The organism is Luteolibacter arcticus, assembly GCF_025950235.1.
Taxonomy (GTDB): domain Bacteria; phylum Verrucomicrobiota; class Verrucomicrobiia; order Verrucomicrobiales; family Akkermansiaceae; genus Haloferula; species Haloferula arctica.
The window spans coordinates 587,395-600,987 of sequence record NZ_JAPDDT010000002.1 but is presented as its reverse complement, the minus strand read 5'-3'; the positions used below and the strand labels follow the sequence as shown (position 1 = coordinate 600,987).

The following is a 13,593-nucleotide window of genomic DNA, read 5'->3' as shown; positions in this document are numbered from 1 at the left end:
TTGAATTTCGTGAATCGGCCCGCCACGGAACTTCCATCCTTTATCTCCCGCCAGGTGACGGAGGCGCGGCGCTTTTACCTGAATCTCAATCCCCCCCCCGGCCACACGCTGACCGTCGTCTGCGGCGGCTGGGAATCCTGCGCTCCGGACTTCCACGTCGAGCGGGCGGACTTCCCCTTCCTCTGCGTAGAGTTCGTCGCCGGTGGCGCGGGAAAGCTCGCCATGGCGGGAAAGGACTGGCCGCTGCGACGCGGCACCGTCTTCGCCTACGGCCCCGGCTGCGCCCACCGCATTGAGTCCGACCCAGCTGATCCCTTGCAGAAATACTTCCTCGATTTCAGCGGCCGGGCCGGCACCGACCTGCTGCGCGCCGCGGGCCTCGCGCCCGGCTCCTGCCGCAGCACCGGCAATCCCGACGAGGTCGAGCGCGCCTTCGAGCAACTTCTCGAAACCGGCAAGCACGCCGGCCCGCAGGCCACAAAGATCGCCGCGCTCCAGGCGGAAATCCTGCTGCTCACGCTCGCCGAATCGGTGGTCGCCGGCAGCGGTCGCGACCAATCCTACCAGACCTTCCTGAAGTGCCGCACCTGCATCGAGGAGCGCTTCCTGGAATTCACCACCGCCGCCGAGGTCGCCGCCGCCTGCCACGTCTCCCCCGCCTACCTGTCCCGGCTGTTTTCCCTCCACTGCCACGAGACACCCTACCACGCACTGCTCCGCTGCCGCATGCGCCACGCCGCCGCCCTGCTCGATGGCGGCGACAAGATCGTCCGCGAAGTCGCCGAACGCCTCGGCCTGGATGCTTTCCACTTCTCCCGCGTCTTCAAGCGGGTTCACGGCGTGTCGCCGGCGGAGTTTTTGAGGAGGAGGGGGTAGCTGCGGGCCGACCTTAAGCAGCCTCTTCCCGCAAACTTCTTCTCCAGCCCATCCGCTTTCAGCCCGCTGCTCGCAAAGGCACGACAGCTTCAAGTTCCGCCGCCTTCTCCCGTTGGGTCTTGCGGAAAAGGTAGTGATTTTGGAGGCGCATCCAATATTCCGGCTCGTTGCCGAAGTAGCGCCCGAGCTTGAGGCAATGCTCCGGCGTCAACAGCCGGCGGCTGGCGAGCAGGTCATTGAGCAACTGCGGGCTGATGTGCAGATCCGCCGCGAGCCTTGCTTGGGAAAGACCATGGTCCTCAAGAAAATCCCGCAACAGGGCGGCAGCGCTGTTGGTGAGGGGAATTCCGATGTCTTTTCGTTTCATGGTAATCAATGGTAGTCGGTGATCCTTACTTCGCTGGCGTCTTTTCCTTCCCAGCGGAATACGATGCGCCACTGATCGTTGATCCGGATGGAATGAAATCCTTCGAAATCTCCCCGAAGGGCCTCAAGGCGGTTCCCCGGTGGCTGGCGAAGGTTTTCGAGGGATTCGGCTTCATGGATGGCGACGAGCTTGTGGTAGGCCCGCTCCTGAATGTTCCGGGGGAGCTTGCGGGAGAAGAGCAGTTGGAAAACTTTCTCAGTCTCCTTGTCCCCGAAGTTTAGGATCACCCAGACATTCTACTCAAATCCGCGTATCCCGCAAGTCGAAGTTCCGGAGAAGTGATCGTCGCTTGATTCGCAAAGCGAGCTTCAGCTTCCCCCGGAATCCCTCCCGCGAGGGATTCCATAGGGACGGAAGCCGGTGGACCCTGCGATCATGTCCTCCCGGTGGAATCTCCCCCGCGCGTGTCTGCTGGGCTTTCTCGCCTCAGCCGGGACGGGACACGCCGCCGACCTCGTGTGGGACAGCGGCAACACCGGCAACGGCTCCACCATCAATCCCGCGAACGGCACCTGGAATACCACGTCCACCAACCGAGTATGGAATACCGGAAGCGGCAACGTCGCATGGAGCGCGGCCAATAGCGCCATCTTCGCCGGGGCGGATGGAACGTATGCCGTCACGGTCGGCACGGCGGTCTCCGCGGAGGACGCGTGGTTCCAGAATTCCGGCTACACCCTCTCCGCCTCCGCCGCTCAGACGGTGAGCTTCACCCGCACAAGCGGATCGACCGAGCCGCAGCTACGCGTGAGCTCGGGCAAGACATTGGTCATCGGCAACAATGTCACCGTGCGCAATGGCGTGAGCACCGGCCTGATCGCCGGAGAAAACGGCACCACTGCCGGCGGGACCATCACCATCGCCAGCGGCGGGGTGCTCAAGCAGAACAGCAGTAACACCGGCGGGATCGATGGCTCGGGCACGATCTTGAATATCCTAACAGGTGGCCTGTGGTCGGGGCCGGACAACAGCGGAGCCTCCGGCAGCCTGGTCATCGGCATCTCGGCAGGCAGCAACGCCACCGCGCGCGTCAATGGAGGGTCCATCGACTTCGGCTCCGGCAGGCAGCCGCTCAATGTGGGCTCGGGAGGTGCGGGGAACCTGGAACTGAACAGCGGCACCGTTTCAATCAACGCGGCTTCGACGGCAGGCCTGCAACTGGCCGCCGGAGCAGCGGGCAGCGGGACCGTCCATCTGAATGGCGGTACGCTTGAAACCCCGCTTGTTAGAAAAGGCGCGGGCACCAGCGCGATCTTTAACTTCAATGGCGGCAAGTTGCTCGCGAACGCTTCTGGCACGGGCTTCATGACCGGTCTAAGCCGGGCCAACGTGAGAAACGGAGGTGCGGTCATCGATACCGCTGGCTTCGACATCGCCATCCAACAGCCGCTGCTCCACAGCGATCTGGCGGGGGATGCAGCCACCGATGGCGGCCTCTTGAAATCCGGTAGCGGCACGCTGACGCTGGCGGGCGAGAACACCTACACTGGCGGGACAAACGTGAGCGCCGGAACGCTGGCCCTCTCCGGCTCGCTCGCTAGCCCCGTCTCCATTTCCGCGAATGGCACGCTCACCGCGGGACCATCCATCGTCCCCCTCACCATCCACAGCTCACTCTCACTTGCGGGAACCATCCGCCTGAAGATCCACAAGGGAGGCGGTCCTGGGAACGACGTCGTGACCGGCCTCACCTCCGTGACCTATGGCGGCACGCTCGCCCTCGACCTAACAGGAGGTGAGTTCGCCGCCGGCGATGTCTTCCAGCTGTTCGAGGCCGCCTCCTATTCCGGAGCCTTCAGCCAGATCGCGGTGATTCCCGCACCAGTGAATGGATTATATGTCGATGCCTCGCAACTCGCGGTCGATGGCACGCTGCGGGTGGTGACGGACACCCGGCCGCCTTCATTCACCGGTCCGCTGGAGGCAACAGCCACGGAACTCCTCGAAGGACAAGCGGTGACGCTTTCCGCGCCGGTCACCGGCGGCTGGCCGATCAGCTACCAATGGCTATTCAATGGAGTTCCCATCCCGGGACCGACGACCGCAGCTCATACTATCGCGACCGCACGGCCCGGCGATACGGGTGACTACACGGTCACCATCACCAATCCCTACGGCACCACCACCAGCACCGTGCCCGTTCTCCTAAAGGTGGCGGGCATGCAGATGGACGTCGCAACAACAGCGGACGGCTTCATGGAGCTCGCGCACGACACGATGCCCTTCCAACACTACCAGGTCTTCGCCACGGAGAACCTCGGCACGTGGAGCGCCGCCACGCCGGTCTTCCTCGGCAATGGATCGCGTGCCCTCCACGAGTTGCCGATGGACGGGAAGCCGAGCCAGTTTGCTACCTTCAGCGTCGCCGCGAGTTCCATCGAAACTACCCGGTTCCCTGCGGAGCCATGGAAAGACACGCGATGGATCGATCCCGGCGGCTGGGTGACCCTAGACGTGACCACCCTTGGCTTGCCCGCCAACACGCCATCCCTCGATGCGGCAGCGATGATCGCACAGATCCTCTCCAGCACCTCAGGTAAGCGACGCCTGTATTTCCCCGCGGGCACTTACTACTTCAATACCAACCTCACCATCTCCACCAGCAACCTCTGGATCGATGGCGATGGCCGCGACCAAACGATCTTCCGCATCGTCGCTCCCGGAAGCACCAATGCAGAGATCCGCTTCGCCGGAAGCACTCGCTCGCCGATCTCTGTGAGTGTGCCGCCCAAGCCAGGCGACAAGCAGCTCACGCTCTCCGACGCGGGTTCCATCGCCGTCGGCGACATCATCCAGCTCTACGCGGACCATGCCCCGCTCACCAATACCGGTCAGGCGTGGTCGCTCCAGATCTACTCACAGATCTTCCGCGTGATGGCGAAGTACGGGAACACCCTGATCCTGGACATGAAGGTGCTGTTAGATTACCCGGCCTCCTACGCCCCCGTCACCCGGGAGATCACCGTCATCCGCAACATTAAAGTGAGTGCAATCGGCATCGACCGCGTGAACGAGCCGGTGGCCCAGGACGTGAGCAATCTGGAATTCGCCTGCGCCGACAATTGCTGGGTCACGGGGATCGAGTCGAACTACTCCGGCCGGACCCACGTCGGCTTTGAGAACTCGAAGGACTGCCTGATGACCGGGAACTTCGTCCACGACTGCTGGAAGCACACCACCGGCGGCTATGGCTATGGCTACAACCTCGTGGCGACCACCGGCTGCCGGATCACGAACAACAAGGCGCAACGGCTGCGTCACCCCATCATCGTTTCCATCGGCGCGAATCACAATGTGATCAGCTACAACTCCGTGGAGCAGAACCACGACTACAACGACGTGGCCCTGCACGCCGTCCACGCCTACATGAATCTCTTCGAAGGCAACATGTTCGAGGAAGGCTATGCGGACACCTCCAAGGACGGCTGGGCCGACATCGAGGCCACCACCGGCCCCGGCAACACGTGGTTCAGGAACTTCGCCACCGGCAAGGTCGGCAGCGCGCAATCGGGAACGCGGCGGCAGACGATCATCGGCAACTGCCTGTCCCAGGTGCTTACGACCGGAGCTGATCACTACGTCGGCGCGAACCGCGTCGGCACTACGGTTAGTTGGGGAGCCTTCAACTCCACCACCCTATTTCCCGCGTCCCTCTATCTGATGACGCGCCCCGAGTTCCTCGAAGCCAACACCCCGTGGCCGGTGTTCGGCCCGGGGCTGCCGAACTTCGGCAGTGGGAATCAGTTGCCCGCGCGGCTCGGCGTGCCGGAGGATTGATGGCCCTCCCCCGTGGTCTGAACCATGACCGCGGCGCAGCCGCCCTGGGACTGCTGCGATTCTTCGCAGCTCTCCGAATGAACCCCAGGGCCGTCCGTTCCGGTGAAGTGAAGCGACCCGCCGGGACCGCTTCCATCCAAAGGAGAAGTGCGCCTCACCCTTCACTCCAAAGCTGCGAACAATCGCAGCAGTCCGAGGGCCTTCGGCCTCCATATGAAGTGGCCGTGTCGATTTGCTAGAAACCAGAGATGATTCGCCTCACGTCTAGGATGAAAAACAAAAGCACCGGCCCTTGCGGACCGGTGCTCTCATCCCAAGACGGAACCCAATGAGCGCCTTGCGAAAATCTTCAATCTTCAATCCTCCAACCCACTGACCCGCACGAACTTGCGCGCGCCATCGATCGGCACCGTAGCTTCCATTCGATCATAGCTCGAGGGAACCCCGCCTTGATCGGCAGCGATGACCGGAACCACCACACTCACCGGCCAGGGCGAGTCCACCAGGGTGAGACTCTCCTGAAGCTGATAGATGCCGCCGCTTTCGAGCTGGTTCCACCGCACGATAAGGTTTGTTCCCACCAGGCTGCTCTGGACCAGCGCGCCATCGTTCGCGACAGGCGAGGTGCCGAAGAGATACTCCAGCTCATTGGAGAAGCCATCGTGATCGGCATCATCCGAACGATCGCGATCATCGGGATTCGTGATCTGGCTGGCCCAGGTGTCGTAGGGATCGCTGCCGGCGGGCCCGGTGAGCACATTGAGGCGTCCGATGCCGGTGATCAGCGCGCTGGTATTCGGTGCACCGGATCCCACCGCGCCCCACACGCCGATGCTCGCAGGCACGCCGCCGAGCGACAGCGACAGCACGGTATCGGTCGCGGCGGCGGGATACGCCAGATCAAGCACCGCGCCGGCGGCCACGGTCACCGCAGCAGTATCGGACAGCATGACATCGGCGAGCGAGAGCGCGCCGGCACTCACCGTAGTACTACCACTATAGGAGTTCGCGTCGTAGCAGATGAGCGCGCCGGTGCCGCTCTTCGTGAAGGAGCCCGTCCCGGAGAGCACCTGGGCGATCGCGATGTCGAAGCCGTTGGTATCCAGCGTCAGTCCACCGGCAGCGATATTGGCGGTCTTGAGATTGCCGATCCAGTCGGTGCTTGAGGCGCCGGCCTTGAGGGTGATGCCGTTGAAGTTGACCGTGCTCACGTTGTCGGGATTCGCCGCGTCGCCACGGAGCGCGCTGCCGGTGGTGGTGATGGTCAGGGTTCCGCCGTTGAGATTGAGCGTACCCGTCGCTTTCGCCGCGCCTGCCCCACCGCCGGTCGCGATGAGGATGGCCGTGCCGTTGTCCGTACTGGTGATCGAGCTGTCGGCGTCGAGGTTGCCGAGCGTGAGCGTGCCGGTGGCGGTGCCGCTGGTGCTGCCAGTATATCGGCCGATGGTCAGGGGACTGCCGGCACCCTCGATGTCCAGATGGTTGAGCGGACTGTTAGAAAGCGTCATCGTGCCGACCGCCGACGAAGTCGCGCTGGTGGCACTGGTGGCCCCGATGAGCAGGCTGCTGAGCTCGCCCTTGAAGACACCGGCGGAGAGATCCACGGTGCCGGTCCAGCCGCCGCTGCCGCCACTGGTGGTATTGTTCCCCACTTCCACCGCGGTGCGGCCACCTTCGAGATGGGCGAGATCGAGCGTGGAACCGGCACCGAGGGTCAAGAAGCCGCGCCCCTTGCCATGGCCGATCCACAGCCGCGGCGTGCGGATCTGCGCCGTGCCGCCCGCAGCGGTGGTGATGGTGCTGTTGACGTTGTTGAAGGTGTTGTTGCTATCCGCGACGACGATCTCGGTGTGGGCGGTGATGGAGGAAGTCGCGGGCAGGGAAAGGGTTCCTCCCGCGGTGCCACTGCCGGTGGTCACTCCCAGCCGCAAGGTGGACGCTTCCATGGAGAAACTATCCGCCGCCGAGGCATCCAGCGTGCCGAGCGAGTTGGTCCCGCCCGCCACGCCGAGGTTCACGGCACCGAGACCATTGAGCTCGGACGGCGCGAGGCTGAAGTCCTTGCCGGCGGCGATGGCAAGGGTGCCGCCATTCTGGCTGATGCCGATGTCGAGGCCACCCTTGATGTCCACGTCGGTGTCGAGCGTCAGCTTGTGGCTGCCGCGTTTCACGAAGGAACCCATGTCCGATCGCGTGGTCGTGTAGGTGAGTTCGCCGCCCGCATTCGCGGTGTCGAGGATGAGCGGGTGATGGGTGCCTGTGAAGGTCGTGCCGTCGGTGCGATACGTGTCGAGCTGGGCAAGTGTGAATTCACCCGCACCGCCGACATTCATGCCAAGCCCGCCCAACTCTCCAACCGAAAGCCGGCCGGGCGTGGCGAAGCCGGGCAGCGCCGCGGTCTTCGTGAAGAAGATGATGCCACCGGCGATCGTGGTGGTGCCGGTGTAGGTATTGGTAGAGGGCAGGGTGAGAATGCCGGGATTGTCCTTGGTCAGGCCGCCGTCGATCGCCGCACCGGCGGGGTCATGGCTCAGGCCCTGGGGAATGGTGATGTTGCTGTTCGAGGCGATGGTCAGTCCGCCGTCGGAGATCTCCGCGTTGTCGAGGCCTTGGATGAAGCCGGTGCTCGCACCGCCCGCGATCAGCGTGGTGCCATTGAACTTCACCTTGCCGGTGTTGAGCAGGTTCGTGGTGTCACCCGAGATCCCGGCGCCCGTGGTGTTTAGCGTGAGGCTGCCCGGGCCCAGGTTCAGGGTGCCCACCGCCCGCTGGGCGGTGCCCGCTCCGGTGGCGATCAGGATCGCGGTGCCGTTGTTGGTGGAGGTGATGGTACTGTTAGATCCGAGGTGACCGATCGTCAGGGTGCCGGTGGCCACGCCGGAGGTGCCGGCATCCACGCGGCCGACCACCAGCGGGCTGCCCGAGGCACTGAGGTTGAAGTCGTTTTGATCGCTGTTGCCAAAGGTCGCGGTGCCGGTGGTGTTGCCGGTGGAAGCCGCGAATTTCCGGCCGACGGAAATAGTGGAGAGGAATCCCCGGAAGGGACCGTTGCCGAAGTCCGCGGTGGTGCTCCAGTTACCCGAGCCGGTTTGGTCATGGTGCCCGATCCAGAGCTCGGCACGCCCACCGCTGACGCCATTGACGTCAAAGGTCGAGTTGCTGCCCACCGTGAAGCTGGCGTTGGACTTGCCCTGGCCGATCGCCATCCGCGGCGTGTTGACGATGGTGGCGCTATTCGCCGGCACCGTGCCAGTCGCGAGCGGTGTGTTGAAATTCCCCGCACTACGTCCTACCGCAAACGTCGTAGTGGCTGTGATCGTGTTGGCCGGAGAAAGGTTAAGCGTGCCTTCGCCGGTGGTAGTCATGCCGCCGTAGTTCACGCCCACGAAGAACTCGGTGACGTTCGCGGTGAAGCTCGTGGCGGCGGAAAGATCGAGGGCACCAACGGCAGTCGGGCTGACGGTCGAGCTATTGATCGAGCCGACACGGATGGCACCCGTGCCCGTGCCGACGCTCAGCGTGCTCCCAGCCGCTGCGGTGATCTTTCCACCCGCACCGTTGTTTCCCGCCACGCCATTGTTGAAGCCGACATGCAGGCTCTCCAGCGTGGTCGTGCCACCGATCGACATCAGGCTGGCCCCGGATTTGGTAAGCGTCCGGCCATCGCCGATGATGCCCCCGGAGAACTTGAACGTGGCCGTGCCCGCTCCGATGAAGGTCGCATCATTGGCCAACGTGAGGACCGGATTGACCTGATAGGTCAGACCCGAGGCACCCGCGAGCGCGTTCAGATTTACCACTGGCGCACTGAGGTCGGTCACCAGCGTGAGACCCGTCGCCGGAGCGGCGGCATTCACCGTGATCGATGCGCCACCGGCGGCCGGACCCGTGCCCTGCAGGTCGAGGATGTTGAGCGAGAATTGGTCGGAAACATCGTCCGTGTTCACATTCACCAGCGAATCGGCGAGCGGCGTGAGATTGTCCCCGACGAAGGTCAGGCGCGTGTCGAAAGAGCTGACCGGGACGGCATCCCAGTGGGTCCCTGCCGACCAAAGATCGCCGGTGCCCGATACGGGTGTGTAGGTGAAGGTCGCGGCAGCGGCTGGAGCCACGGTCACCAGGGTGACAAGGCCCGCGAGCTGGAGCGCAAGACGACGGGAAGAACGAGAGGTCGGGTACGAGTTCAACATGGGTTCGGACGGCTGGGATTTGACGTCGGGCGGAGGGAAACCGCTGGGTTGCGATGCCTCGCCCGGAGGGGTTTTTCCTGCGGGAACACGGGGTTACCCGCATCGGTCCCAAGGCAACGCCATCCGGGAATTTTTCACTATCCCTCCCCGGAGGGATATTCCGCCTGGAGGAGCAGGTTCCCCGGGAGCGCCGGTCTTCAGACCGGCCCGAATGGTCCTTCGAATGCCGGCCCGAAGAGCGGCGCTCCCAAGCCGCCACACCACCTCACCTCCCCTTCTCCACCGTGATGATCCCCATCTCGTACGCACGCGACACCGCCTCCGCCTGACCCGCCACGCCGAGCTTCACGAAGATCGCCTTCAGGTGGCTCTTCACGGTGTGCTTGCTGATGCCGAGCACCACGCCCAGCTCCTCCGCGGAAAGACTGCGGCCGAGCTGCCGCAGCACCTCCAACTCCCGCGCGGACAGCGCCATGTCGCCCTCGTCCGGCACCGGCTGGTCTTCGAAAAACGTCCCGCCCGCGATGACCGTGTCGATCGCCTTCAGCAGCGCATCCCGCTTCGCCGTCTTGCAAATGTAGCCACGCGCCCCGGTGCGCCGAGCCAGATAAATCTCCGGCCCCGTGGCCCCCGCGGACAGAATCAGCACCCGCATCGCGGGCCAACGCGCCAGCACCGTATCGAGCACATTGAAGCCATCGAAGCCCGGCATCCGCAGGTCTAACAAAATCAAGTGCGGCCGCGATTCCTCCAGGATCTGCATAGTCTCATCCCGCGACGACGCTGTGAGAATGCACTCGAAGCGCGGGTCCACCGAGAGCATCGCCTCGAGGCCCTCCCGCACCATCGCGTGGTCATCCACGATCAGCAGCCGGATCTTTCCGTCCATGCCAAGGGCTGACCGCCCGCGCTCCCCGCGTCCATCCCTCCCGCGGGTAGTTTTTCGATCGTTTGAGTCGCCGGACATGATGGTGGTTGTGGCCGCGACCACGGTAATGGCTCACCGCAGAGTCGCAAAGGACGCAGAGGACCACGGAGGAAGAATCTTGGGTGCGAGCTTGAGGAAATCCATACGCCAAAACCACCATCCCCAAATCTCTGCGTCCCTCCGCGACCTCTGCGACTCCGCGGTAAACCACCCAGCGGTCCGCAAACCCGGCAGACCAGCCATCAAGTCCCCATCGCCTCCCCCTGCCCGCCCTTCCCCGTAGCAGGCAGCAGCGCCTCCGCCGCGGTCCTCGCCACCTGGCAGACGATCAGCGTGCCATTGCCCGGATGGCTCGTCACCTTCAGGTGCCCGCCCAGCCACTTCATCCGCAGCCGCATCGATTCCAGGCCGTGGTGCCCCTGCCGCGTGCCGGGCACATGCTCGGGATCGAAGCCGCGGCCATTGTCGCGGATCGCCATTTCAAAGCGGTCCGGGAAATAGTGCAGCGTCACCTTCACCGCGGAGGCCTTGCCGTGCTTGCAGGCATTCCCCACCGCCTCCTGCATCAGCAGCAGCAGGCTGCCCATCACCTGCCGCGACAGGCTGAAAGGCTCGCCCTCCACCTCCACCATCACCAGATCCTTCGGCCAATGCTCCACGGTCACGGCCGCATGGCGCAACAGCGCGGCGAAATCATCCTCGCCCGCATCCTCCACCTGCTTCAGCCCCCACAGGCATTCGCGCAGTCCGGATTGCGCGCGGGTCAGCGCGCCGTGCGCCGCCGTGAGCTGATCCTTCGCCGCCGCCGGACCCTCGCCCATGCGGGCGGCCGCGGCTTCCATTCGATACGCCGCGCTGACGAGCAACTGCTGAAGGCCATCATGCATGTCCGCCGCCAACCGCTGCCGCTCTTCCCGCGCCGCATGGAATTCCAGCTCGGAGTCCCGGTGCAGCCGCATCACCTCCTCCAGCCGCCGCGTCCGCCTTCTCAACAGCCGCCGCAGCGCGATATTCGATGCCATCGCCAGCGCAAGTACTAGACCCACCGTAACCAACACCGCCTGCAATCGCCCGGCCGTCCACCACGGCGGCGAACGCAGCACCGCCATGTCCTGCGGCGATCGCAGCCACAGCCGGAATCCCGTGATGCCGATCAAATCCAGCTTCGGCGTCTCCTCCACGAAGGTCAGGTCGCACAAGCCGGTGAAGCGCACCTCCGCGCCCGGCACCAGCTTCTCCCGCAGGCCCGCCGGCATCGCCACGCCCGAGGGCAGCACCGCGGCGAAGACCTGCCCATCCGACTCCGCCACCACGCCCAGGCCGCCCTGGTCATCCAGCGGCTCCACCCGCTTCACGTGCGACACCAGGCTCACCAGCCGCCCATCGTAATCCACCAGCGCCACCCGCCGCGAGGAATCGCGGAACTGCGGCTGCAGGATGCCCGTCGCATCCATCGTTTCCGGTGCCGGCACCTCCGCCCGGCCCGTCTTCTCCACCACCGCGCCATTCAGCGCCGCCAGCGTCCGCGTCGTATCGACGAAGGCCGCCACCGTCACCACATCGCCCACCGCCACCTCCGCCTCCAGCGAGCTCACCCGCACCCCCGTCGCCCCGTCCTGCAGGAAGAAGAATTCCTTCGGCATCGAGAACGTCACCACCCCGCCCGTCACCACCCGGTGATACGGATTCGAGGCTGGCGAGAATTTCCGCAGGTTCCCCAGCGGCACCCGCGGCGATTGGAAGGGATCCGCCGGTGCCGGCCGCACCACTTGGAAATCGTCCCGGCCCGTGCTGCTCAGCTTCAGCGCTGTCAATTGCGAGCGCAGGTTGAAGAGCGGCGTCAAGGCCCCGCGCACCCGCACCCGCGCATCGATCAGCGTCTCCCGGTCCAGCTCCGTGCCGCGCTCCACATCCACCCGGCACACATGCCCCGCCACCACCATCATCGCCGAGGCGATGCCCGCGTCATCCGGCACCGTCACCTCCTGCACCACCCCCTCCACCTCCACCGGCTGCGCGTCCATGCTCCCCGACAACAACTCCTCCACCGGCAACCTCAGCGGCTCCGGCAAAGGAGAAGTCCCTAGCACCTCCAGCTCCCTCGCCACCACCACCGGCGCATAACCGCCCGGATTCGTCTTCCCCCGCACCCGCACCAGCGTCCCCGGCTCGCACACCGGCGGCTCCGGCGCCAGGCCCTTCTCCCACTGCGAGCTCATCGCCAGCAGCGTCACCCAAATCGCCATCTCCCCATCATGCACGATGATCGCATGATTCCGCCGCGCACTCCGCCAAGTCACCACCCCCCGCAACTCCACCGCCCCACCCAACCCCGCCGTCTCCGAAGGCAGCGACCGGATCTCAGAGGCGCTGGTGAGGACTGCGGGCTCAACGCTCCCACTAGCCGGGGGCACGCCGCCCTCCTGCGCCACGCCCACCCGCGCCGCTGCCCACAAAGCCATCGCTGCGATGAGAATCCGCATCGTGACGGTCACTACATGCCGCCTGCCCGCTGCGATCAATCGGCAAATCTGCCCTCAAGGTCCGCAGCTTTCATCCACGAAGGAAACGCTACCTTGGCCCAATAGCGGTATCATATATGATACCAAACGTGGTCGTCGTGTTGGATTCGAACGCCATGCTTTCCGCTCTCAAATCGTCCACTGGAGCTTCCTTCGAGGTCATCCGGCGGCTGCGGTCCGGTGCGTTCACCCCGCCCGTCACCGCGCCACTCGTGTTCGAATACCAAGATGTTCTGTCACGGCGAGCGCTGCTGCCTCATCTCGGACAGGCCGATATCGAAGGCTTCATCGATTGGTTCGTCTCGCTCTCCTCGCTCCACAAGGTCCATTTCCTCTGGCGTCCCCTGCTCTCCGACCCGAAGGACGACATGGTGCTGGAAGCCGCGATGGCCAGTGCCGCCGATCACCTCGTCACTTACAACCTTTCCGACTTCCGGCCCGCCGCGAAACTCGGCCTCTCCGTCCTGACTCCGGCCGGGCTCCTTTCGAAACTTCCACCATCACCGCCATGAGCACCCTCAGCATCCGCCTGCCGAATTCCCTGCACCAGCACGCGAAGCGCCTGGCCGAGAGCGAAGGCATCTCGATCAACCAACTCGTCAGCAGCGCCCTCGCCGAAAAGCTCTCCGCCCTCGACGCCGAGCGCTACCTCCGCGAACGCGTCGAACGCGGCCACAACGTCGCGATCGATACTATCCTCGCCAAGGTTCCCGACGTGCCGCCGGAGGAACACGACCGGCTGTCGGAGAGGTGATTCTGCTCGCTGCAATCAAGCGACAAACCCTCTCCATCTCGAAGTCGGACCCATAGTCATAGTCATTGCCTCGCCCGGGCTGGGGGTCAGTCCCCGCATCATCACATCCCGGTGGGCTT

At 64.6% G+C, this 13,593-nt stretch carries 9 protein-coding genes; 4 read left to right on the top strand and 5 right to left on the bottom strand.

Features of this window, described 5'->3' with window-relative positions; translation table 11 throughout:
• Positions 1-9 precede the first annotated feature (9 nt).
• Positions 10-876 carry an AraC family transcriptional regulator gene (locus OKA05_RS07210; RefSeq protein WP_264486445.1) on the top strand — a complete coding sequence of 289 codons (867 nt, stop codon included), beginning with the start codon at positions 10-12 and terminating at the stop codon, positions 874-876.
• Between the two features lie 58 nt (positions 877-934).
• Here the strand turns inward: OKA05_RS07210 and OKA05_RS07205 are convergent, their stop codons facing one another.
• Positions 935-1,243 (bottom strand): HigA family addiction module antitoxin, encoded by a 309-nt coding sequence (locus OKA05_RS07205; protein ID WP_264486444.1) that lies wholly within the window; start codon positions 1,241-1,243, stop codon positions 935-937.
• A gap of 5 nt (positions 1,244-1,248) precedes the next feature.
• On the bottom strand, positions 1,249-1,530 hold the full coding sequence (locus OKA05_RS07200) for a type II toxin-antitoxin system RelE/ParE family toxin (RefSeq protein ID WP_264486443.1): 282 nt from the start codon (positions 1,528-1,530) through the stop codon (positions 1,249-1,251).
• A 148-nt stretch (positions 1,531-1,678) separates the two neighbouring features.
• Here OKA05_RS07200 and OKA05_RS29275 point away from each other — a divergent pair, with 148 nt between their 5' ends.
• Positions 1,679-5,080, top strand: coding sequence for an autotransporter-associated beta strand repeat-containing protein (locus tag OKA05_RS29275; RefSeq protein WP_319800641.1), 3,402 nt, complete (start codon positions 1,679-1,681; stop codon positions 5,078-5,080).
• Positions 5,081-5,436: 356 nt separating this feature from the next.
• On the opposite strand, the gene OKA05_RS07190 is transcribed toward OKA05_RS29275, so the two are convergent.
• The 3 genes from OKA05_RS07190 to OKA05_RS07180 all read right to left on the bottom strand — a co-directional run bounded on the left by OKA05_RS07190 (position 5,437) and on the right by OKA05_RS07180 (position 12,681).
• Positions 5,437-9,270: a beta strand repeat-containing protein gene (locus OKA05_RS07190; protein WP_264486442.1), complete on the bottom strand. Its 3,834-nt coding sequence runs from the start codon at positions 9,268-9,270 to the stop codon at positions 5,437-5,439.
• A gap of 265 nt (positions 9,271-9,535) precedes the next feature.
• Positions 9,536-10,159 (bottom strand): response regulator transcription factor, encoded by a 624-nt coding sequence (locus OKA05_RS07185; protein WP_264486441.1) that lies wholly within the window; start codon positions 10,157-10,159, stop codon positions 9,536-9,538.
• Positions 10,160-10,440: 281 nt separating this feature from the next.
• On the bottom strand, positions 10,441-12,681 hold the full coding sequence (locus OKA05_RS07180; RefSeq protein ID WP_264486440.1) for a sensor histidine kinase: 2,241 nt from the start codon (positions 12,679-12,681) through the stop codon (positions 10,441-10,443).
• 116 nt (positions 12,682-12,797) lie between these two features.
• Between OKA05_RS07180 and OKA05_RS07175 the strand changes: the two genes are divergently transcribed.
• Together OKA05_RS07175 and OKA05_RS07170 are read left to right on the top strand one after the other, a co-directional pair.
• Positions 12,798-13,232, top strand: a complete 435-nt coding sequence (locus OKA05_RS07175) for a putative toxin-antitoxin system toxin component, PIN family (RefSeq protein WP_264486439.1) — start codon at positions 12,798-12,800, stop codon at positions 13,230-13,232.
• Positions 13,229-13,474, top strand: a complete 246-nt coding sequence (locus OKA05_RS07170; protein WP_264486438.1) for a toxin-antitoxin system HicB family antitoxin — start codon at positions 13,229-13,231, stop codon at positions 13,472-13,474. Before OKA05_RS07175 ends, OKA05_RS07170 begins: the two co-directional genes overlap by 4 nt.
• Positions 13,475-13,593: the final 119 nt, after the last annotated feature.